Source organism: Microbacterium sp. ACRRU (genome assembly GCF_022346945.1).
In the GTDB taxonomy this organism is placed as follows: domain Bacteria; phylum Actinomycetota; class Actinomycetes; order Actinomycetales; family Microbacteriaceae; genus Microbacterium; species Microbacterium mcarthurae.
In genome coordinates this window covers 63,546-83,873 of sequence record NZ_JAKRNI010000010.1, presented here as the reverse complement: position 1 = coordinate 83,873, position 20,328 = coordinate 63,546, and the positions used below count along the sequence as shown (strand labels likewise).

23 protein-coding genes are annotated in these 20,328 nt (G+C 66.3%); 17 read left to right on the top strand and 6 right to left on the bottom strand.

All coding sequences use genetic code 11. The features are described 5' to 3' along the window. Positions 1-282: 282 nt before the first annotated feature. Positions 283-1,293: a hypothetical protein gene (locus MHY30_RS07455; protein WP_239276238.1), complete on the bottom strand. Its 1,011-nt coding sequence runs from the start codon at positions 1,291-1,293 to the stop codon at positions 283-285. Between MHY30_RS07455 and MHY30_RS07450 the strand changes: the two genes are divergently transcribed. Next, a complete protein-coding gene (locus MHY30_RS07450; protein WP_239276237.1) occupies positions 1,255-1,662 on the top strand; it encodes a hypothetical protein in 408 nt (135 codons plus the stop codon). The two genes, MHY30_RS07455 and MHY30_RS07450, sit on opposite strands and share 39 nt — an antisense overlap. Here the strand turns inward: MHY30_RS07450 and MHY30_RS07445 are convergent. Next, complete coding sequence (locus MHY30_RS07445) at positions 1,637-2,368, bottom strand: AbiV family abortive infection protein (protein ID WP_239276236.1); 732 nt, start codon at positions 2,366-2,368, stop codon at positions 1,637-1,639. The genes MHY30_RS07450 and MHY30_RS07445 overlap by 26 nt on opposite strands. A 74-nt stretch (positions 2,369-2,442) precedes the next feature. On the opposite strand from MHY30_RS07445, the gene MHY30_RS07440 reads away from it, so the two are divergent. Continuing rightward, positions 2,443-3,798 carry a hypothetical protein gene (locus MHY30_RS07440; protein ID WP_239276235.1) on the top strand — a complete coding sequence of 452 codons (1,356 nt, stop codon included), beginning with the start codon at positions 2,443-2,445 and terminating at the stop codon, positions 3,796-3,798. Between the two features lie 76 nt (positions 3,799-3,874). On the opposite strand, the gene MHY30_RS07435 is transcribed toward MHY30_RS07440, so the two are convergent. Then, entirely contained in the window at positions 3,875-4,405 is a 531-nt protein-coding gene (locus tag MHY30_RS07435; protein WP_239276234.1) for a phage major capsid protein, read from the bottom strand. Between MHY30_RS07435 and MHY30_RS07430 the strand changes: the two genes are divergently transcribed. The 3 genes from MHY30_RS07430 to MHY30_RS07420 all read left to right on the top strand — a co-directional run bounded on the left by MHY30_RS07430 (position 4,302) and on the right by MHY30_RS07420 (position 8,283). Further along, entirely contained in the window at positions 4,302-4,559 is a 258-nt protein-coding gene (locus tag MHY30_RS07430; protein WP_239276233.1) for a DNA-processing protein DprA, read from the top strand. The two genes, MHY30_RS07435 and MHY30_RS07430, sit on opposite strands and share 104 nt — an antisense overlap. A gap of 123 nt (positions 4,560-4,682) precedes the next feature. After that, complete coding sequence (locus tag MHY30_RS07425; RefSeq protein ID WP_239276232.1) at positions 4,683-6,113, top strand: Fic family protein; 1,431 nt, start codon at positions 4,683-4,685, stop codon at positions 6,111-6,113. A gap of 613 nt (positions 6,114-6,726) precedes the next feature. Beyond that, positions 6,727-8,283, top strand: coding sequence for a P-loop ATPase, Sll1717 family (locus MHY30_RS07420; protein WP_239276231.1), 1,557 nt, complete (start codon positions 6,727-6,729; stop codon positions 8,281-8,283). A gap of 18 nt (positions 8,284-8,301) precedes the next feature. Here the strand turns inward: MHY30_RS07420 and MHY30_RS07415 are convergent, their stop codons facing one another. After that, the gene (locus tag MHY30_RS07415; RefSeq protein WP_239276230.1) at positions 8,302-9,186 is read right to left on the bottom strand and encodes a tyrosine-type recombinase/integrase; all 885 of its coding nucleotides are present in this window, start codon (positions 9,184-9,186) and stop codon (positions 8,302-8,304) included. Here MHY30_RS07415 and MHY30_RS07410 point away from each other — a divergent pair. The 3 genes from MHY30_RS07410 to MHY30_RS15320 all read left to right on the top strand — a co-directional run bounded on the left by MHY30_RS07410 (position 9,185) and on the right by MHY30_RS15320 (position 11,581). Next, positions 9,185-9,703, top strand: a complete 519-nt coding sequence (locus MHY30_RS07410) for a DNA-processing protein DprA (RefSeq protein ID WP_275438190.1) — start codon at positions 9,185-9,187, stop codon at positions 9,701-9,703. The genes MHY30_RS07415 and MHY30_RS07410 overlap by 2 nt on opposite strands. Before the next feature lie 87 nt (positions 9,704-9,790). Next, positions 9,791-10,693: a tyrosine recombinase XerC gene (locus MHY30_RS07405; protein ID WP_239276228.1), complete on the top strand. Its 903-nt coding sequence runs from the start codon at positions 9,791-9,793 to the stop codon at positions 10,691-10,693. A gap of 153 nt (positions 10,694-10,846) precedes the next feature. Next, positions 10,847-11,581: a DUF3060 domain-containing protein gene (locus tag MHY30_RS15320; protein ID WP_308192651.1), complete on the top strand. Its 735-nt coding sequence runs from the start codon at positions 10,847-10,849 to the stop codon at positions 11,579-11,581. 36 nt (positions 11,582-11,617) lie between these two features. Here MHY30_RS15320 and MHY30_RS07395 read toward each other — a convergent pair whose 3' ends face one another. Further along, positions 11,618-12,157: a murein hydrolase activator EnvC gene (locus tag MHY30_RS07395; RefSeq protein ID WP_239276226.1), complete on the bottom strand. Its 540-nt coding sequence runs from the start codon at positions 12,155-12,157 to the stop codon at positions 11,618-11,620. 314 nt (positions 12,158-12,471) lie between these two features. On the opposite strand from MHY30_RS07395, the gene rpsB reads away from it, so the two are divergent. From rpsB to MHY30_RS07350, 9 genes are all read left to right on the top strand, one after another. After that, positions 12,472-13,365, top strand: a complete 894-nt coding sequence (gene rpsB / locus MHY30_RS07390; RefSeq protein ID WP_239276225.1) for a 30S ribosomal protein S2 — start codon at positions 12,472-12,474, stop codon at positions 13,363-13,365. Between the two features lie 130 nt (positions 13,366-13,495). Further along, complete coding sequence (gene tsf, locus MHY30_RS07385; RefSeq protein ID WP_239276224.1) at positions 13,496-14,323, top strand: translation elongation factor Ts; 828 nt, start codon at positions 13,496-13,498, stop codon at positions 14,321-14,323. 115 nt (positions 14,324-14,438) lie between these two features. Beyond that, positions 14,439-15,158, top strand: coding sequence for a UMP kinase (gene pyrH / locus MHY30_RS07380; protein ID WP_239276223.1), 720 nt, complete (start codon positions 14,439-14,441; stop codon positions 15,156-15,158). A gap of 74 nt (positions 15,159-15,232) precedes the next feature. Then, the gene (gene frr / locus MHY30_RS07375) at positions 15,233-15,787 is read left to right on the top strand and encodes a ribosome recycling factor (RefSeq protein ID WP_239276222.1); all 555 of its coding nucleotides are present in this window, start codon (positions 15,233-15,235) and stop codon (positions 15,785-15,787) included. Positions 15,788-15,790: 3 nt separating this feature from the next. Beyond that, positions 15,791-16,840, top strand: a complete 1,050-nt coding sequence (locus MHY30_RS07370) for a phosphatidate cytidylyltransferase (RefSeq protein ID WP_239276221.1) — start codon at positions 15,791-15,793, stop codon at positions 16,838-16,840. Continuing rightward, a complete protein-coding gene (locus MHY30_RS07365) occupies positions 16,837-17,412 on the top strand; it encodes a DivIVA domain-containing protein (RefSeq protein WP_239276220.1) in 576 nt (191 codons plus the stop codon). The genes MHY30_RS07370 and MHY30_RS07365 overlap by 4 nt, the downstream gene beginning before the upstream one ends. A gap of 46 nt (positions 17,413-17,458) precedes the next feature. Next, on the top strand, positions 17,459-18,175 hold the full coding sequence (locus tag MHY30_RS07360) for a transglycosylase SLT domain-containing protein (RefSeq protein ID WP_239276219.1): 717 nt from the start codon (positions 17,459-17,461) through the stop codon (positions 18,173-18,175). 7 nt (positions 18,176-18,182) lie between these two features. Continuing rightward, positions 18,183-18,470, top strand: coding sequence for a hypothetical protein (locus tag MHY30_RS07355; RefSeq protein WP_239276218.1), 288 nt, complete (start codon positions 18,183-18,185; stop codon positions 18,468-18,470). Further along, on the top strand, positions 18,470-19,192 hold the full coding sequence (locus MHY30_RS07350) for an alpha/beta hydrolase (RefSeq protein ID WP_239276217.1): 723 nt from the start codon (positions 18,470-18,472) through the stop codon (positions 19,190-19,192). The genes MHY30_RS07355 and MHY30_RS07350 overlap by 1 nt, the downstream gene beginning before the upstream one ends. Before the next feature lie 3 nt (positions 19,193-19,195). On the opposite strand, the gene MHY30_RS07345 is transcribed toward MHY30_RS07350, so the two are convergent. Further along, entirely contained in the window at positions 19,196-20,272 is a 1,077-nt protein-coding gene (locus MHY30_RS07345; protein ID WP_239276216.1) for an AI-2E family transporter, read from the bottom strand. Between the last annotated feature and the right edge of the window lie 56 nt (positions 20,273-20,328).

Genomic DNA, 20,328 nt, shown 5'->3' with positions numbered 1-20,328 from the left:
GGGCAACGCCGAACAGTGAGCCGTGGCAGCACGTAGACCTGTCCCACCTTCGGGAGGCGACGAAGCACCTTGTGGCGGTGGCCGGCTGACGCTCAATCCACGAGCGTGCCGTGCCCGATCACGGGGAGGTCGCACCCACGACAGCGCCACGCCCGCCCATCGCGATAGCACCGGGTGCCGCAGGCGGGACAGTCCGGGTCTGTGATGAAGAGACCGTCATCTTCCATGTCCGGATCGTTTCATGGTGGGTCGGGGTTGGGAGAGTTATCCCCAGCCTCGGTCCTAGCCCTGCGGCGATCGGAGCCTCGCTGCCTGTTCGAAGATCGGTTGGATTAGGTTCGTCGGGACATCGTCGCCCGACGACTTCCCGTCCGGCGGCGACTCAAGGACGCGCTTGCCGAACAGCGTGAACATCGTCTGTCTCGCCTCCCCGTCCTCGATCTCGTTCACAAAGCCCAAGAAGGCCTTGAGCTGGATCTGTATGCCGTGGGCCCACGTCCCCAGCCGGGCGTAGTTGCCAGCTTGACGTCCGAGATAGGCCGCGAGAGCCCCCAACCCTGACAGCACTGCCAAACGATAGGTGATGCCGTACCAATCGACTGCCTGGCCTTGCACGGGTGCATGACTGAGCGCGAAAACTATCGCAAGCACAATGACAATCCCCAGCACGAAGATCGTCGCGGAACGGAACCAAAACGCTGCCCTGAAATTCTTAGACGCTGTGGTCTGAAATTCCTCCTCGAGGGCTGTGGTAGCTGCTTCGGTGGCCGCCTTCTTCGCCAATCCGACGGCGGTTTCGGCGCCTTCGGCAGCCTTCTTGGCAGCGGCGAGGGCCGTCTGGGCACCCTTCGCGGCTTCTTCCACCTTCGCGATTTGATCACTAACGTAAACCATCACGCCGAGAGCGTGCTCAGATTCGACCGAGGCGCGTTCAATCTTCTTCCGTAGCGTGTCGAGGTCAGTATCCTCAAAACCTGCGCTCTCGCGGTCGGTGAATAGCGCCAGAAACACGTCGAGAGCTCCACGCATCGCCAGGAGTTCGAATCGCTTCTCTCTTCCGTTGGCATGCGTGTATCTGCCGTAGTGCTCGGACGCCTCTTGTCCTGACTCGGCGACGTTGCGCGCCTGCTCCTTTGTCAAGCCCGCATGGCCAGCCCACTCCAAACACGCGTACCACGCGTCCACCAACGGGGTGATCGCGATGTCGTCAATACCCCCGTCTCGGTCGCGGAGGTTCGTCAATTCCCGGAAGAAGTGCCGGTCCAACTCCCCGATTCGCTGCAGATCACTCATGGGTCTTTCCTACCGCTACACGGGCCCCTGCTCGACCGCATCGACCTCGATCTCCGGCTGCAGCGGGTGTCGGACGCGCGTCGTTCGAGTGCCGCGACCGCCGTGACGACGCGAGATGCGCGTACGACCGTGCGGTGCGCGCGCGAACGGGCCGCGCGCCGGTGGGCCGAGACTCCGTGGCGGCGCAACGCGGATGTGCCTGGCACGTGGCTGCGCGGCGCGGCCGCACCCGACCCCGAGGTGTTGCGGCCCCTTGATACCGCGCTTCGCCGGGGCACCCTCACGCTCCGTGGCTACGACCGCCTCCTTCGCGTGCGCAAAATTGACTTTTCGCCTATCTCAGCTAGGGGTCGATCCGGGAATCGGTAACGCCATCAGATGAGCCGCGATCCTCACGACTTGCAGCTCGTTGGGCCCAGTCGGACCACTCCTGCCCGTGGGAGGTTCGCATCAGGGACCACTGCATCGAATGCGTTCCGTCATACCGAGAATCGTCGAGATTCTGCATGCGCGTGTGGTCCTTTATGAGCATCATCTCGATCACCTGCGCCGCGCGCACCAGCTGATCGGCCACATCTTCCTCTTTGAACCGATCGGGTGTGCTCAGGCCATCGGCGGTCAGGTCGACGTAAAAGCCGCTTTGCTTGTCCGCATTCGCAGCACGCGCCGCCTCGAGAGATCTTGCCTGCTGCTCGTCGTGCCACGACTTCCACTCGTTTGCTCCCCAGCTCTCCCACCCGTCGCCGTCGGGTAGCTGGGTCTCGTATCCGCCGCCCCAGAACGCATCGAGCTCGCGTCCAAACTCGTAGGCCGCGGCGTACTTTGCGAGATGGTGCCGGGCGGTCTCGGTGGGCAGGTCGCGTGGGGTCGGCTCTCCCGTCGTCCACGCGTCGGCGAATTTGTCATAGACCGTGGTGGCCTTGCCGAGTTCCTCCTCGGCGAGAACTGCGAGCGATCGAGCCCGGCCGAACGATGCAATGTCGTACAGAGCGTGCGCATCGCGAATCAATCCCGTCGCATTCTCTACTAGGGCGCGCCAGTATTCACGTGCTGCATTGGGGTTCATCACGACCATGGCGTCATCTTGTCAGGACGGCGCATGTTTCCCAGCTTTGGCGCGGCAGCGTTCCGCGCCTCTACGCTTCAAGGGTGCGCGACCTGAACGAGTCCCCCCGCCCGCGTGTTCTTGTGATGCTTCCGGATCATCTCCGCGACCCCGTTCTAAGCATCCTGGGGGAGATATCGGGAACCCAGAAATCCATAGACAGCTTCGAAGAGGTGGATCCCACCGAGTGGGATGCGATCGTGATGATGGGCCGGGCGGGATGGGCGTTCGAATCTTTCGCGGGGCAGTGGCATCCCACCCGGACGGTTCCGACCAATCTGAAGCTCGTCGCGTTGATGGCAAGCGGCGCTCAGTTCGAGGACGTTCTCACTGATGAGAAGGACCGAGCCCACCATGCCCTGCAACTGGTTTGGGGAGAGGGCAAGCGGGCGTTTTTTCCGTCACCCCTCGACGAAGAGCTTGAGGAGTTTGTCAAGAGGTCGCTCTTGCCGGTAGTTCGGGAACGCGAACACCAGTTCGGAGTCAAGGTGGTCGCTCTGACGGATGAAGGCGAGCGCATGGGGCCACCGTTTGAGACGCTTCTGGCGGGTTCGAATGGACTCATCTACGCGGCGCGCTATCAGCGCGCTCCTGGCTCATCGGCTTGGGTCATCCCGAGCGATGTGAATGACCTCCGGCCGTGGCTGGGCCGAATTTTCAAAGAGTGGCATGCCGAGGACCCGGCAACGTTTTTCGGCGCACCGGAATGGATCGAAGATGAGAGGTGGTCCACAGCCGACGAGCGCTCGAAACTGGCTGAAATTCAGCGAGAGAAGAGCGATTTTGAGGCGCGACGGGCCGCGCACGAACGTGAGCTCGCGACACTCTCCGAGGCGTACGAGACCCTGCGCGCCTCGTCTGCGCAGCACGAACGACTGTTGCTCAATGGTCAGGGGATCGAGCTGCAGAACGAAGTCCGCGACGTTCTTCGGGAGATCGGATTTGACGTGGAGGACATGGACCCGACTTGGCACGAGCGTGAGCCTCGTGAGGATTATCGGATTCGCGACGAAGACGAGCCTGGATGGATGGTGATTGGAGACGCCACGGGAACGACTAAGGGCGTCAAGGGAACCAAGCTCATGACGACGCAGCGCTTCGTGACCAAGTTCGTATCGGAGAATCGCACTGCACCTGTGCCGAACTTCTGGCTGATAGCGAACCAGTTTGCCGAACGCGACCCCAGCCAGCGACCTGCTCTGTTGAGGGGCGACGAACTGGCTGTCGTCAAGGATGAAGGCAATCTCGTTCTGGACACTGTGGCGTTGTTCCACCTCATCACGGCTGCGCGCAGCAATCCCGCACTGAAAGAACCGATGCGAACGATGTTGCGAAAGGCCTCCGGCACGCTGTCCGGGGAGGACGCGCTCAACTGGATCACGGCGAACACGACCGCCTGATCGGGCGACGTCCCGATGACGCGTCATCGCTGGACGGGTGGGCGGCAACAGTCACGCGCCCACCCGCCCAGGGACGTCACCCGAGCAGGTCGACAGAGACGAAGTCGAACGGCTTCCTGGTGCGGAAGCCGTAGCGGCCCTCGAACATGAGCCGGAAAGTGTTGTTCTCGGTACGGTTCTTGCCGTCGAAGATCAGCTCGTCGTCTCCCACCGGCAGCAACTCAGCCTGATTCCAGTCCGCGACAATGGCGCGACCCACGGGGAGGCCGAGCGACGTCACGATGGGTGCTCCGAGGAAACCCTCGATCTCGCTACGCGACTTGAACAGGAACGCCCCATTCGTTCCGTTCTCGCGCAGCATCTCGAGCGCCTGCAGGTCGAGAGGGTTGAAAGCCCATCCGGTGATGGTGCGCTCCTGGCCGAGCATCTTGTACTTGGCGGTGGAGAGGGTGCTGAGGAGGTCGCCCACGTATTCCTGGATCTGGAGGCCGGAGGCTTCGAGGATGCCGGTGAAGCGGTCGTCCTCGCCGTCGCCGGAGAGCACGTCCCGCTCGATTGCGGTGAGGGTGTCGTCGCGCAGCTGGACCTCCACCGAGGGGCGCACCATTGCTTTTCTCGCCGGGGGTGTGGACCGCGCCTATCCCCGCGGACACGAGAGCCTGCTCGCGTCTATCACGAAGTCGGGCGCGGTGGTCAGTGAGACCCCGTGTGGCGCTGCGCCGACGACGTGGCGCTTCCTGTCACCCAAACCTCTGATATGACTGCCAGCGCGCGACAATCACAATCTGAGGTCAGGTGCACCAAAAGTCAAGTTGTGATCATTGGCGCGTCAGTGCGCCTTATAGATTGGCCTTGATCTCGAGTCGAGCCGCCTTGGAGAGAAGATGACCGACGACGCACTCGCCCAGGCTGCCGAAGCCGCTCAGCCCACCATCCAGCCTTACGAGCCATTCCCGCCGTTCGAGCATTGGCTCTCCGCGCCGTTTGACTCTTCGGCGTTCGACCGCTTCGTTTCACAGCTGGATGATCTCAGGGCTTCGACTCAACCTGCGATGCTGGAGGACGCCGTGCGCATCGCCACCAAGTGGGCGGCGATCAACACCGGTGCTATCGAGGGCCTTTTCCAGGTAGACCGTGGGTTCACCTACAGCGTTGCGGTCAGCTCTGCAGCCTGGGAGAACATTCACGCGGTCAAGGGCGAGTTTGCTGCTGCGTCAATCGAGGACGCTGTGCGCGCGTACGACTTCGTTCTCGACGCCGCGACCGGTGCGCACCCGATCACCGAGGTCTGGGTGAGGGAGTTGCACCAGATTGTCACCTCCTCGCAAGAGAAGTACACCGTCATCACGGAGGTCGGCTCGCAGGAGCAGGATCTCCCGAAGGGCGAGTACAAGCTCTACCCAAACAACCCATTGAACTTCGACTCCAACGTAGTTCACAGCTACGCGCCGCCTATCGATACGCCTAGCGAGATGGCTCGCCTGATTGAGGAGATGCGTTCAAAGGCGTTCGCCGACGCTCACCCGGTCGTTCAAGCCGCCTACGCACACTATGCCTTCGTCTGTATCCACCCGTTTGCCGACGGCAACGGTCGGGTGGCTCGTGCCCTAGCGGCAACATTCCTCTATCGAGCTTTTGGTGTACCTCTTGTGATCTTCGCGGACCAGAAGGCCGATTACCTTGACGCGCTCGAAGCCGCCGACGCAGGCTCACCGGCCCAGTTCCTTCGTTTCGTGAGTGAACGAGTCATCGACACCGTTGCCATGATCAAGGAGCAGGTGTTGACGGCGGCAACCCCTGCGGTCAGCGATCAGCTCGCCGTTATGCGATCTATGCTCAGCGGTCACGGGGGCCTGTCTCATGGGGAGATCGATGCCATCACCGTGAGGATGAAGCAGGCGTTCGGCGCGGCCCTCGCTAAGCAACTCAAAGAGGAGGCACTTTCCGCACCGCTGTCCGGGCAGGCGATCACCGTGAGCGCATCAGTCAGAAACAGGCCGACGGACTATCGGCTCGTGCCATCCGACGGGTCATATGTCGGTATCCAGATTCAGGGTGAGGCCCCGGCAGCGGCGAATACGGCTGCCTACTACATCGGGATGACCAGGCTGCCGAGCGCCTCGGTGCCGGACTTTGCAGTTGTGCGCCAGGACGGCCATGTAGCACTCACTGCCGAACTGCGCGAACTCCATCCCACCATCTCGCAAGCCTTCGTTTTCCGAGCGGAGGCTGCAGCCCTGCGCGAGTTTCGGCGACTAGTGCTAGAAGCGGCGGCCCAGGCCGAGTACTCGCTTCGTGAGGCTGGGTACCTCTGAAGACGAGCCCATCGCGACCCTCACGGCGCTGTGACCGGTCCGCACGACAGATAACGCCAGCAAGTATTGAACGAGGCGCCCAAGGCCTCCGGTCGCACGAGGCAATTCGTACAGGTTGGCAAGGCTGCCAAAGGGTAATTGGCAGCGAAGGTATGCGGAAATGGTCGCGAGCTGCGCGAGAGCCCACAGGATTGGGGCGGGATCATCGCACGCTGCGGGAGTGAAGGCATGCGCGCACTGCGGCGGCGAACTGACGACGACGAGACCGAAGACCCTGTGCTGAACAAGGCTATGCAAGCTGAACGCCTTCAAAGCCCGCAAGGCGAGGGGGTGAGGTGCTTCCCCCGGGAAAGCGAGCTGCGGCGGCGTGCGAGGCGGCGTCGATCACCAAGCCGATGACCTGCGATAGGCGGGCGTGGCTCAAAGCACTCGCCGGCGAATTCATCGGGGGGCGCTCCGATTGGTCGTACGTGATCGAGTTGGCGCGGGGAGGGTGCCGAGCTGCGCGAGCGCCGGGGCGAGCTGGCTGCAGGAGGGTTCTGAGCGCGGCGCTAGCCGGTTTCAGGTCGCGGCGCCCGTCATGCCGACGGGTCAAGGCCATATTGTCGAGGACATGACTACCCCAGCTGTGCCGCACTCGTTGCATGCCGTCAAGAACTTTGGTTCCAATGCCGCAGACGCCGACCGCCTGCTGAAGACTTGTTTCGAGCGGCATCCCGTGTACGACTCCGTATTGAACGGCGATACCTACCTCGTGTTGGGCCGAAAGGGCGCGGGCAAGACGGCCATCTTTTCCAAGATCACCGAGGACTTCGATCCAACAAAGTCGTTCGCCGCTGCACTGAGCTACAGCGACTATCAGTGGGCGCACCACGCGCTTCAGGCTGAGGCGGGCGCTCAGCAGCAGTTGCGCTTCCGCGCGAGCTGGCGATACCTACTCCTGCTCACACTGGCGTCCGCCATCGTCGGTCGTTCCGGTTCTGCGGGCGACATGTCTGGGGCCGTCTGGGAGGCAACGACGGCGTTGGAAAACTTCTTGGTTGACTCATACGGGTCCGCCAATCCTTCCTTCACCACAGTGTTCGCGCCGACTCGCAGGCTCGATCTGAGCGGCACTTTAGGCTCCTCTCATTTCGGAAAGTTGACTGTCAAGAGCGTCGAGATGAGCCACCTGCCGGTCCACTTCAACGAGGTGAATGCCGCGATGCAGGCCGCGGTCTTCACAGCCAGCGATCCCGAGGTGAGCTACTACATCTGCTTCGACGAGCTCGATCTCGGCTTCAACCCCGACGACAAGGACTACGCCGACCAACTCAGCGGGCTAATCCTCGCCGCGCGAGGCCTCTTTTTGGCTGCACGCAAGGCTGGGCGCGCGATCTACCCAGTTGTGTTTTTGCGGGACGACATCTTCGCGCGCATTCAGTTCGAGGACAAGAACAAGGCCGACGATGAGTCGGTGACGCTTCACTGGGATTACGAAGACGCACCAGTGACGCTCCGGTCTCTCATGGAGAGTCGTTTCAGGGAAGAGCTGGGCACTGATTCGAAGCCGGATGTCGCTTGGGGAGATGTATTTGACGAAAGCGAGCTGACTCGCGGCTCGAAGCCGAAGTACACGTTCATGCTCGACCGCACCTTGCTGCGGCCTCGCGATGTCATCAAGTTCTGCAATGAGTCGCTCGCGGCATACAAAAAAGATCCTGCGGGCGCAGGATTGATTGCCAACAAGCACTTGTACGAGGCGCGAAACGCCTACTCCAAGTATCTGCTGAAGGAGTTTCGCGATGAGATCCACAAACAGATGCCTGAGCACGAGACGGCGACCTCCATCCTGCAGCGAATCGGACTAACGACGTTCTCTCGGGTCGAGTTCGTGGCAGCGGCGAAGCAACAGAAGCTTGACGAACCCGCTGCCGAAGCCATGCTTCGGTCGCTCTTCGATTTCTCGATCATCGGCGTTCGACGCGTAGGTGGCCCGAAGTCCGGTTCGGGGTGGGTTTGGAAGTACCTAGATCCGGAGGCCACCTTCACCGCGAACGAGCAGCAAATCAAGGTCCATCCGGGGCTGAAGGAAGCGCTTCTGCTGAAGGAGCCGCGAGAGAAGCTAGGGCCTGGTTCTAGCATCGACGCGGAAGTCTTGGTGGGCGCCGACGATGGAGATGAAGACTGACGCTCGTCGAACGTTCGCTCAGCTCAGCACGTTAGCGAGCGTGTACGCGGAGGACTTCTCCAAGCGGCGACGAGCGCGGTCATAGCGGCGCGTCGTGCGGGGGTCGGCGTGGCCCATCGAGTCCTGGAGGTCGTGCAGGGTGACGCCGTTGTCCAGCGCGAGGGTGCCGTGCGTGTGGCGGAGCGAATGGGGCGAGATCGAGCCCTCAATGCCCGCACGACGAGCGAGTCGCTGCACGGTGCGGAATGCCTCGGATGCTGCCCACGCCTTGCCGGTGCGGGTCGTGAAGATGTGCGGATTAGCGCTCGCCGCGTCGGTCGTCGTGAGCTGTGTCCCCTCGGCTACGGCCTGCCCCATGTACGCGGCCAGGGCGTGGACTACGGGCGCGTTCAGGACGAGCTTGGACACCTTGCCCCCCTTGCGGCGGACGACGAGCACGCGGTGCCCGGTGTCGCGCTGGAGGTCGTCTACGCGGGCGTTCAGCACTTCAGCGAGGCGGGCTCCAGTGTGGAGGAGGAGGGAGACGAGCGCGTGGGAACGGGGACCGTCCTCGCGGGCGGCGTCGATGAGGTCGCGCGCCTGCTGCCGGGTCATGCCGTTGGTTGAGGAGTGGTCGGCATCCACCTTGGGGCGGGTGACGAGCTGCACCGGGTTCACCTGGAGGATGTTCTCGGCCTGGGCATATCGGTAGAACGACGAGATGGCGGCGAGCTTTCGCGCGACGGTGCTCAGGGCGCTGCCGGTATCGGTCAGCCAGTTGCGCCACCAGTCGAGGTGACGGCGCTCCACGGTGAGGGCATCGAGGTCGCGGGCATCGAGGAACGCGAACCACTCCACGAGGTCTACCTTCTCGCTGATACGTGCGTAGCTGGCGGCGGGCTTCTTCATCTTCTCGGTTCCCATGCGTATCTCCCTTCAGGGTGTGCTACGCGGCAGGGGCGAGGTCCAACCAACACATTTGAAGTTCGGGTCGCGCAACCGCCTCATCGCGGCGCTGGCGGACGCCGTCATCGTTGTCGAGGCGGGGCACCGGAGCGGCTCGCTCAACACCGCTGCGCACGCCGCCCAGCTCGGCCGTGCGCTCGGCGCCGTGCCGGGGCCGGTGACGAGCGCCGCCTCGGCAGGAAGTCATCGTGTGCTCCGCGAATTCGGCGGGGTGTGCGTGACCTCGGCCGCGGACGTGCGCGAGATGCTGGGTGGCCCCGTGGCCGCACCCCCGACACCGGACGGGCGCACGGACGAAACGAGCCGACTCCTCGACGCTCTGTCCTCCCGGGTCGGACGGGACACCGAGGACGTCGCCCGGCGCGCAGGCTTCGCGTATGCCGACGCCCAGGCGCTCCTGGGTCTCGCGGAACTCGACGGGCGCGCCGCGCGCGGAGAGGACGGGCTGTGGAGGTCGGTGAAGCGAGGAAGGTGAGGTCGAGGGAAGGCCCGGGAGCGCCGCTCCGCTGGCGGCAAGCGCGCCCTGCGGTTCCGGAGCGGTCCGAGGGCGCATTCTTGATCTGTGCGTATCTCGGAGGCGATTGAGGGCTACCTGAGCCACCTTGCCGACGTGCGCCGTCTCTCGCCGGCGACGGTTCGAGGTTATCGATCCGACCTCGCACACCTCGTCCGCGTGTCCGGCGACCCGGACATCCGAGACCTCGACGTCGAGGCCCTACGGGAATGGCAGTGGGATGCCACGACCAACGGGCTCAGCAAGGCCACGGCCGCCCGCCGGACCTCTGCTGTGAAGGGCTTCTTCCGGTGGGCGCGGGAGGAAGGCCTCATCGACGCCGACCCGAGCGGTCGCCTCGTCGCGCCCAAACGCGGACGCACGCTCCCCACGGTCGTCACGGCACCCGCGCTCGACGATGTGCTCGCGGCAGCGGAGGCCGAGGCGAGGACGGGCGAAGCCGTTGCCCTCCGCGACCATGCGCTCCTCGAATTGCTGTACGGCACGGGTGCCCGCGTCTCGGAGATCTGCGACCTCGACATCGACGATGTCGACCACGACCGCCGCACCCTGCGCCTGCACGGCAAGGGCGACAGGGAACGAGTGGTGCCGTACGGCGTGCCGGCGGCTCGCGCTCTGAACGCCTACCTGGTCCGGGGCCGACCCGCCCTCGCCCGGCGCGGCGAGAGCGCGGCGAGCGCCGTTTTCTTCGGCGTTCGGGGCGGGCGGCTCGGTCCCCGGGCGGTGCACGCCCTCGTGTCCCGCGTCGTGGCGCCGACGGTGGGGGCGGAATCGTTGGGCCCGCACGCGCTTCGCCACTCGGCGGCGACCCACCTTCTCGACGGCGGTGCGGATCTGCGCTCGGTGCAGGAGATCCTCGGGCACGCCAGTCTCGGTACGACCCAGATCTACACTCACGTCTCCGCGGAGCGTCTGCGCGAGGCCTACCGGCTCGCTCACCCGCGGGCGTGAGCGCGCGGGCCGTCCCGCAACGTTCACCCGCGGGCGTGAGCGCGCGGGCCGTCCCGCAACGTTCACCCGCGGGCGTGAGCGCGCGGGCCGTCCCGCAACGTTCCTCCGCGGGCGTGAGCGCGCGGTTCGTCCCCGCAGCGTTCCTCTCCGGGCGTGTGTGCACGGGTCGTCCCGGCGACGTGGCTCCCCGGGCGTGAGCGCACCGTCCCTTTTCCCGCGCTCGTCGTCTTGGCGTCGAGCGATCCGGCGCCGTACGGTGGCCTCGTGAATCGCCGCCCTCGACTCGTCGCCTCATCGTGCGGGCTGCTCGTCGGCCTCGCGGTGCTCGCGGGCTGCAGCGCGGCACCGGGCCCGCTCATCACCCGTCTCCCGCCGCCGGCGACCTCGGCTTCTCCCACCGCGGCGACTCCATCGTTGACGCGTCCGCCTTCCTCGCCCTCGCCGACAGAGCAAGGAAGCCCTCCCGCCCCGGCGCCTCCGGCGACGTCTCCGGACGGGGCAGCTTCCATCTGCGCGGAGGGCGGCTCGGCATCCGTCTCCGGTGCCGAGAAGACGGTGCGAGTCGAGGGCACCTGTGCGGAACTGTCCGTCTCCGGGTCGGCGCTGACGGTCGACGCGAGCAACGCGACCATCGGCTCGCTCGTCATGTCCGGAGACCGTATCCGGGTCACAACCGCATCGGCGGACACCGTCATCATCCAGGGCAACGACACCGCCCTCACGACCGCTGGCGCGATCGGGCGGCTCGAGATCAGCGGCGACCGGGCAACCGTCACCATCGGTGGCCGGCTTGATTCCGTTCTCGTCCGCGGTCAGGACAGCACCCTCACCGCGACCGGGGGCATCGGCGACAGCACCATCGAAGGACGCGGCAACAGCGTGAGATGACGGGCGCGACGAACCCGACCGGCGTCCGCCGGCGAGTCAGCAGCACGGCAGGAGAACAGCCCGCGGAACCCCGCCGAGCAACCGGAGCGGGTTGACATACTCGCCCTGCCACCGCACGCCGAAGTGAACCGTCTCGGGAGCGGTGTGCCCTCCCTCGGAGATCTCGCCCACCGCGGCACCGCGAGCCACGGGATCGCCGGCGTGGAGATCCGTCGTCACCGGCTCGAGCGTGGTCACGAGGCCGTCACCGTGGTCGATCGTCACCACCGGTCGTCCGGCGACCGGTCCGGCGAACGCGACGGTCCCAGCCGCAGGGGGCCGCACGCGCACGACGGAGCCGAGGTCGATTCCCCGATGGCCCGGTGCATATCGATGGGCGGGGGCCTCGAACGCGCGCACGATCTGAACCACCTCCACGGGCCAGACCCACCCCCGATCGGCCAGGGGATCCGCGTCGTCCGCGACCGAGGGTGCGGGAACGAGGGCGGCCACCACGAAGAGCGCCGTCACCACCATCAGGGTGGAGGCTCTCCGCGTGTCCCATGACGACGAAGAGCGGTGCGCGACCGATGTCATGCGCCGATGGTGCCCGCGAGGGTGACCGCCGCGCAGCCGGTTCTCGCCGATCCGTGCGGACAGCTGCGTTCCGCCCTCGTGGGGAGGAGCGGTCCTGTATGCTGGAGCACGCATCCCGTGTATCGGGATGACTCCGCGTGCCCACAGCGCACCGCACTGGTCTTCGGATCAGCGCACCGCGCGGCATCCACACCCCACGGTCCTCCGCCCCGGCGGAAGGCGGGTGTGTGCCGGGCACCAGGCTCGCCGCTCGATGGAACGGCGCGAAACAACCGCAACCACGGCGCGAGAGCGCCCAGAACAGGAGTACGACCATGGCCGTCGTCACCATCCGCCAGCTGCTCGACAGCGGCGTGCACTTCGGACACCAGACCCGCCGGTGGAACCCGAAGGTCAAGCGCTTCATTCTGACCGAGCGCTCCGGCATCCACATCATCGACCTCCAGCAGTCGCTGTCGTACATCGACAAGGCGTACGAGTTCGTGAAGGAGACCGTCGCGCACGGCGGCACCATCCTCTTCGTCGGCACCAAGAAGCAGGCGCAGGAAGTCCTCGCCGAGCAGGCGACGCGCGTCGGCCAGCCCTATGTGAACCAGCGTTGGCTCGGTGGCCTCCTCACCAACTTCTCGACCGTCTCCAAGCGCCTCGCGCGCATGAAGGAGCTTGAGGAGCTCGACTACGAGAACCCGGCCGAGAGCGGCTTCACCAAGAAGGAGCTCCTGCTGAAGAAGCGCGAGCTCGACAAGCTGCACAAGTCGCTCGGTGGTATCCGCAACCTGCAGAAGACCCCCTCGGCGATCTGGGTCGTCGACGCCAAGCGCGAGCACCTCGCCATCGACGAGGCCAAGAAGCTCGGCATCCCCGTGATCGGCATCCTCGACACCAACGCCGACCCCGACGAGTTCCAGTACCCGATCCCCGGCAACGACGACGCGATCCGCTCGGTGAGCCTGCTCACGCGCATCATCGCCGACGCCGCCGCCGAGGGCCTGATCCAGCGTCACCAGCCCGCCGGTGAGGACGAGGCCGCCGAGCCCCTCGCCGAGTGGGAGCGCGAGCTGCTCGAGACCAACGCCGAGACGACCGAGGCTGCGACCGAGTCCGCTGACGACGCCGCCGGCGCCGAGGCCCACGACGAGGCCGTCGCCGACGCTTCGGGCGAGGAGACCTCCGAGGTCGCCGCCGCCGAGGCCGCCGACAGCAAGTAAGCGAAGCCGCCGCTCACCGCGGCGTCACCCGCACAGGCTACGATCCGGCGGGGTCGTGACTGCGCCCCCGGGCGCGCACGGCCCCGCCGGTCTCACATCAGAACGCACAACGACAAGGAGACGCCACACCATGGCAAACTTCACGATCGCCGACATCAAGGCGCTGCGCGAGCAGCTCGGCACCGGCATGGTCGACACCAAGAAGGCGCTCGAAGAGGCCGACGGTGACGTCGAGAAGGCCGTCGAGATCCTGCGCCTCAAGGGCGCCAAGGGCAACGCCAAGCGCGCCGACCGCTCCACGAGCGAGGGCCTGGTCACCGCTCGCGAGTCCGACGGTGCCGTCACGCTGCTCGAGCTCGCCTGCGAGACCGACTTCGTCGCCAAGAACGACCGCTTCATCGCGCTGGCCGACAAGGTCGTCACCGCGGCGGCCGCGGCCGGTGCCGACTCGGTCGAGGCCGCCCTCGCCGCCGACGCCGACGGCCAGACCGTCGACCAGCTCATCTCCGACGAGGCCGCCATCATCGGCGAGAAGGTCGAGCTGCGTCGCGTCCGCACCATCCGCGGCGACAAGTTCGAGGTCTACCTGCACAAGACCAGCAAGGACCTCCCGCCCCAGGTCGGTGTCGTCCTCGCCTACACCGGTGACGACGCAGAGACGGCCCGCTCCATCGCGCAGCACATCTCGTTCGCGAACCCCTCGTTCCTCACCCGCGACGACGTGCCCGAGGCCGACGTCGAGAAGGAGCGCGAGATCGTCACCGAGATCTCCCGCAACGAGGGCAAGCCCGAGGCTGCTCTCCCGAAGATCGTCGAGGGGCGTGTGAACGCGTTCTTCAAGCAGGTCGCCCTCCTCGACCAGGACTACGCGAAGGACAACAAGCTGTCCGTCGCCAAGGTCGCCTCCGACGCCGGTCTCACCCTGACCGACTTCGCCCGCTTCAAGGTCGGCGCGTAAGCACCGATGACAAGGCCCGGGATGCCACGGCATCCCGGGCCTTTTCCCTGCGCGAGCGGCGTATCGGTCGCGGTGGCGGGGGAGATAGTTTGAACCAGACGAGAGGACATGACACGTGATCGATGAAGCGACCCGGCGCCGCCGCGTTCTGCTCAAGCTTTCCGGTGAGGCCTTCGGTGGGGGACAGCTCGGGGTCAACCCCGACGTCGTCAGCCAGATCGCCCGAGAGATCGCCGAGGCGGTGGATCGCGTCGAGATCGCGATCGTCGTCGGCGGCGGCAACTTCTTCCGCGGCGCTGAACTCAGCCAGCGCGGCATGGACCGCGGCCGGGCCGACTACATGGGCATGCTCGGTACCGTGATGAACTCCCTCGCCCTGCAGGACTTCCTCGAGCAGGCCGGAGCCGCCACGCGGGTGCAGTCCGCCATCTCGATGACCCAGGTCGCCGAGCCCTACATCCCGCGTCGTGCGCAGCGGCACATGGAGAAGGGACGCGTCGTCATCTTCGGAGCAGGCGCGGGCCTGCCGTACTTCTCGACCGACACCGTGGCCGCCCAGCGCGCCCTCGAGATCGGGGCGACCGAGGTGCTCGTCGCCAAGAACGGCGTCGACGGTGTCTACACCGCGGACCCGCGCGTCGACGCCAGCGCCACCAAGCTCGACCACCTCACCTACGGCGACGCCCTGCAGCAGGGCCTGAAGGTCGTGGACTCGACCGCCTTCAGCCTGTGCATGGACAACGGGATGGACATGCGCGTGTTCGGCATGGAACCCGCCGGCAACGTCACACGGGCGCTGCTGGGCGAGACCATCGGTACCCTCGTCACTTCGTGACGCGCGGCGCGGGCCCGGGCGCCGGGCCCGCGCGCGACTAGACTGAATCGATAGTTCCAACGAATGGAGTCACCGTGATCGCCGATGTCCTCGCCGATGCCGGAGCGCGTATGGATCGCGCCGTGGAGGCCGCGAAGGAGGACTTCGCGACCGTCCGCACCGGGCGCGCGAACCCCCAGATGTTCCAGAAGATCCTGGTCGACTACTACGGCTCGCCCACGCCGCTCGCGCAGCTGGCGTCGCTGAACAACCCCGAGGCGCGCACGCTCGTGGTCAACCCGTACGACAAGTCGGCTCTGAAGGCCATCGAGCAGGCGATCCGCGACATGCCGAACCTCGGTGTCAACCCCACCAACGACGGCAACATCGTTCGCGTGACCATGCCCGAGCTCACCGAGGACCGTCGCAAAGAGTACGTCAAGCTCGTCCGCGGCAAGGGCGAAGACGCCAAGGTTCAGGTTCGCAACCTCCGTCGCAAGGCGAAGGACGATCTGGATGCGCTCAAGAGCGAGGTCGGCGAAGACGAGCTCGTGCGGGCCGAGAAGGAGCTCGATTCTGTGACGCGCGCGCACGTCGACGCGATCGACGAGGCGCTCAAGCGCAAAGAGGCCGAGCTGCTCGAGGTCTGACCCATGCCCGAGGCCCCCGACGCCGACGAGACGGCTCCTGCCGCGCCGCCCCTCCGCCGGAGGGCGGATGCGGTGCGCCGTGCACCGGCCAGCGGTGAGTCGGTGACCGCGATCGAGTCGCAGCTCCGCTCCATGCGATCGGATGCCGAGCAGCACATCGCACAGGCGCGAGCGGAGTTCGATCAGGCGAACGAACGGATCAAGCAGCGCACCGGTCGCGATCTGATCGTCGCCATCCTCATCGGAGTCGCGATCGGCGTCGTGGTCGTCGCGTCGCTGATCTTCGTCAAGAGCCTGTTCGCGCTCTTCGCGCTCGGTGCGATGGTGCTCGCGGTCTTCGAGTTCTCGCGCGCACTGCAGGTGTCGGGGCGGCGCGTCGACGTCGGACCGCAGCTCGCCGCGGGTGTCCTGCTTCTGGCGAGCGGGTTCCTGGCTGGACTGTGGCTGCACTGGGTGGCCACCCTGGTGGCCGTCGCTTTCGTGATCGTGTGGCGACTGACCGCTCAGCTTCTGGCGGCGGACGAGCGTTCGCACAACGACGTCCTCGCCGATGTCTTCGTCGCGGTCTTCGTCCAGCTGTACGTCCCGTTCCTCACCAGCATGGCCATGATCCTGCTGGCCCAGGACCGTGGTGAGTGGTGGGTGCTGTCCTTCCTGGTCCTGGCCGTCGTCGCCGACACGGGGGCCTACGTGTCGGGGCTGACGTTCGGCCGTGGGGGGCGGCATCCGATGGCGCCCCGGATCAGCCCGAAGAAGACGTGGGAGGGTTTCGCCGGCGCCTGTGTCGCCGCACTCGTCGCCGGCGTTCTCCTGGCACTCTTCATGCTGCAGGTGCCGTGGTGGGCCGGACTCATCTTCGGTGCCGTGGTGCTCGCGACAGCCACCGTGGGTGACCTCGGAGAATCCATGCTGAAGCGCGACCTCGGCATCAAGGACATGAGCTCGTGGCTCCCCGGTCACGGCGGCGTCCTGGACCGGCTGGATTCGATCCTGCCGTCCGCGACGGCCGCCCTTGCCATGTACTACGTCCTCTCGCCGCTGGGGGTGGCATGACCGACACCGAACGCGACCGACGGACGGCGACGACGCCTTTCCCCGATGCCCCCGGCCGGAAGAAGGGGTACGAGAAGCGGGCGGTGGACACATTCCTAGAAAAGGCGCGTGCGGCCTTCGAGGCCGACGAGCCGGGTGCCCTGCGCTCGACGGAAGTGCGCTCGGCGTCCTTCCCGCTGGTCCGCGGAGGATACGCGATCGGACCCGTCGACGCGGCTCTGGGACGCGTCGAGGACGCCTTCGCCGCTCGGGAGCGCGAGTACGCGCTGTCCCGACTCGGAGCGCGCGCGTGGGTCGCCGAGACGCGCGACACCGCGCAGGTCATCCTTGACCGTCTCGCGCGTCCTCGGGGTTCGCGCTTCGACCGGGTCGGCATCCTGAGTTTCGGATACAGCGTCGACGAGGTCGATGTCGTGGCCGACCGGATCGCCCGCTACCTCGCGACCGGTGATCCCGTCACGCCGGAGCAGGTGCGGTCGGTGGCGTTCCGCGCGCAGCGCGGAGGCTACCGCGAAGCGCAGGTCGACGCGGTGCTCGACGCGGTGGTCGAGGTCATGCTCGCCGTGGGCTGAGCCGGCGTCGCGACCCGAGGAAGGCACCGGTAGAATCGTGCGCACTGTGACTTCCGGATCCGATCTCACGCGCGCGACCTCCCGTCGTGTGGCCCGTCGCGGCCCCGCGGTCGTCGACGTCGTTCACCCGGCTCCGAGCCGTCGGCGCGAGCCGCACTGGACCCGTCGGCGCGGAGTCGTCGCCGTGTTCGCCGCGTGCGCGGCGCTGGCTTTCACCGGGGCCTACGTGGGTCCGATGGGAGGCGCGATCCTGCGCGCGCAAGCCGACGAACCGCAGACGGTGACGCTGTACGCCGAAGGGCTCAGCGATGCGCAGCGGGTGTCGACCGGGGGAGAGAAGCAGGCCCCGACGCTCGACCGCTCCAGCTACAACGTGTACGTCAAGCCGAAGCCGACCCCGACGCCGACGCCGAAACCCACGCGCTCATCCTCGGGGTCCGAGGCATCCACCGGTGGCGGCGGCGGCCCGCTGTTCTACTCGGGTGGCGGCGCTCCGGCGGAGTGGATGGCCGCCGCCGGGATCTCCGAGGCCGATCGCGGATACGTCGACTACATCGTGAGCCGCGAGAGCGGATGGAACCCCAACGCCACCAACCGGTCGTCGGGTGCGTGCGGTCTCGTCCAGGCGCTGCCGTGCAGCAAGGTCCCGGGCAACGGATACGACCCCGTCGACAACCTGCGCTGGGCGACGGGGTACGCCACGGGTCGGTACGGCAGCTGGGCCGCCGCATACGACTTCTGGACCAGCAACCACTGGTGGTGACGGGTCCGTGCCCCGTTCCCGCAAGCGTCGGACGTCGAGCGAGCGTGCCAATGTCTCCCTCGATCGTTTGATCGCCGGCTGGAAACGTACCGAGGTCAAGCGCGGAGTCGAGTGGACCGTGCAGCCCATCTCGGCGCCGCAGGCACAGAAGCCGTACGTGTGCCCTGGCTGCGGGCGGACGGTCGACGTCGGCGTCGCCCATGTCGTCGTCTGGCGGGCGGACGGTGTTCTCGGAGATTCGGCCGATCTGGCTGCCCGCCGCCATTGGCACACCCACTGTTGGAGGATCGCCTGATGGAGATACGCGGACCGATGCTGCTGCCCGCTCATCGCGAGGATGTGGCGTTGACGACCGTCGACGGTTTGACGCTCGTCGGCGAGCTCGCTCTTCCCGAGCGCACCGCTCCCGTGGCGACGCTCGTGACGTTGCATCCGCTGCCGACAGCCGGTGGTTTCATGGACTCCCACATCCTGCGCAAGGCGGCGGGGCGGTTGCCGGCGCTGGCGGACCTGGCGGTTCTGCGCTTCAACACCCGGGGAACGACGTCACCGCGCGGCACGAGCGAGGGAGCGTTCGACGGGGGAGCGTCCGAGGTCTTCGACGTGGCCGCTGCGATCGACTTCGTCCGTGAACGCGGGCTTCCGCGTCCGTGGCTGGTGGGGTGGTCTTTCGGTACGGAGCTGGCGCTGAAGTACGGCCGCGACCACGACATCGAGGGTGTGATCCTGCTTTCGCCGCCGCTGCATCGGGCGACGGCGGAGGAGGTCGCCGCCTGGGCGGGGGACTCGCGCCGCATGGTGGTGCTCGTGCCGGAGTTCGACGACTACCTGCGTCCCGACGAGGCGCGTGAGCGCTTCTCCTCGGTGCCGCACGCGCAGCTCATCGCCGTCGAGGGGGGCAAGCACCTCTGGGTCGGCGAGAACCAGACTCGTCGTGTCCTCACCGAGATCGTCGCGGCGGTGAACCCCGACGCACTCCCGCTCCCCGTCGAGTGGGAAGGTCCCGTCGAAGGCTGAGTCTCAGCGCTCGTTCTGGCGCGGGATGATCACCTCGCGGTAGATGATCAGGATGCTCGCCGCCACGGGGATGGCGATGAGCGCGCCGAGCAGGTTCAACAGCGCGCCGCCGGCGAGGGCGGAGATGACGACGACCGAGCCCGGCACCGAGACGGCACGGTTCATGATGCGGGGCGAGATGACGTACGCCTCGATCTGCATGTAGACGAGGTAGTAGATCGCCGCGGCGAAGATCGCCCACGTCGGCGTCCCGAGGCCCGGGATGAGGCAGGTGAGCACGATGATCGTCGAACCGGTGAGCGTGCCCACGAGCGGGATGAGGGAGAAGAAGAAGGCGATCACGGCGAGCACCGCGGGGAACGGAGCGCCGATGATCGACAGGAAGATCGCGCTCAGGATGCCGTTGATGACGCCGAGGCTGACCTGCCCCATGACGTAGTAGCCGACGGAATCGGTGATCTTCTCCGCGAGTTCGATGAAGCGGGCACGACGGGACGCCGGCACCAACTGGTAGACGGCCGACTTCAGCGACGGCGTCGACGCGGTGAAGTAGATCGTCAGGATCAGTACGATGAACGCGCCGCCGATGCCCGCGGCCACCGCGCCACCGATGGTGAGCAGGCTGTTGCCGACCATCGTCGAGATCGAACCGACATCGAGGGTCGTGAACCAGTTCTGCACCCCTGCCCAGACCTCGTCGATGCGCAGCCACGGGAAGGTCGTCGTCGCCCAGTCCTGCACATTGGCGACGATCTCGTTCCAGCGTCCCGGCTGCAGGAGCTGCTCGATCTGGGTCACGAGCTGCGTGATCTGGCTGACGATGATCGGAACCACCATGAGGATGATGCCCGCGAAGATCCCGAGCACCCCGAGGATCGTGAGCAACACGGCAGCCCAGCGAGGAAGTCCCCGGCGCTCGAGGAACGACACCACGGGGTCGAGACCGAGCGAGAGGAACAGGGCGGTTCCGACGTACAGCAGGATCGTGGAGAGGTTCTGCACACTCCCGATCAGGAGCAGACCAACGCCGACGCCCAGGGTCGCGAGCAGTGCGACTCGGAAAGGGTTGTGGATCTTCATCGCCAGCGACTCCTGCCTCGAAGACGCGTGCGCGCCTCTCTCGAAAGGATACTGAG

Bases quoted from the DNA above. Each gene is read 5' to 3' on its own strand.
- MHY30_RS07425 (WP_239276232.1), top strand. From the start codon at position 4,683: ATGACCGACGACGCACTCGCCCAGGCTGCCGAAGCCGCTCAGCCCACC.
- MHY30_RS07430 (WP_239276233.1), top strand. From the start codon at position 4,302: ATGCCGGTGAAGCGGTCGTCCTCGCCGTCGCCGGAGAGCACGTCCCGC.
- tsf (WP_239276224.1), top strand. From the start codon at position 13,496: ATGGCAAACTTCACGATCGCCGACATCAAGGCGCTGCGCGAGCAGCTC.
- MHY30_RS07365 (WP_239276220.1), top strand. From the start codon at position 16,837: ATGACCGACACCGAACGCGACCGACGGACGGCGACGACGCCTTTCCCC.
- MHY30_RS07345 (WP_239276216.1), bottom strand. From the start codon at position 20,272: ATGAAGATCCACAACCCTTTCCGAGTCGCACTGCTCGCGACCCTGGGC.
- MHY30_RS07420 (WP_239276231.1), top strand. From the start codon at position 6,727: ATGACTACCCCAGCTGTGCCGCACTCGTTGCATGCCGTCAAGAACTTT.
- MHY30_RS07410 (WP_275438190.1), top strand. From the start codon at position 9,185: ATGCGTATCTCCCTTCAGGGTGTGCTACGCGGCAGGGGCGAGGTCCAA.
- MHY30_RS07445 (WP_239276236.1), bottom strand. From the start codon at position 2,368: ATGGTCGTGATGAACCCCAATGCAGCACGTGAATACTGGCGCGCCCTA.
- MHY30_RS07455 (WP_239276238.1), bottom strand. From the start codon at position 1,293: ATGAGTGATCTGCAGCGAATCGGGGAGTTGGACCGGCACTTCTTCCGG.
- MHY30_RS07415 (WP_239276230.1), bottom strand. From the start codon at position 9,186: ATGGGAACCGAGAAGATGAAGAAGCCCGCCGCCAGCTACGCACGTATC.
- MHY30_RS07435 (WP_239276234.1), bottom strand. From the start codon at position 4,405: ATGGTGCGCCCCTCGGTGGAGGTCCAGCTGCGCGACGACACCCTCACC.
- MHY30_RS07370 (WP_239276221.1), top strand. From the start codon at position 15,791: ATGCCCGAGGCCCCCGACGCCGACGAGACGGCTCCTGCCGCGCCGCCC.
- MHY30_RS07350 (WP_239276217.1), top strand. From the start codon at position 18,470: ATGGAGATACGCGGACCGATGCTGCTGCCCGCTCATCGCGAGGATGTG.
- MHY30_RS07395 (WP_239276226.1), bottom strand. From the start codon at position 12,157: ATGACATCGGTCGCGCACCGCTCTTCGTCGTCATGGGACACGCGGAGA.
- rpsB (WP_239276225.1), top strand. From the start codon at position 12,472: ATGGCCGTCGTCACCATCCGCCAGCTGCTCGACAGCGGCGTGCACTTC.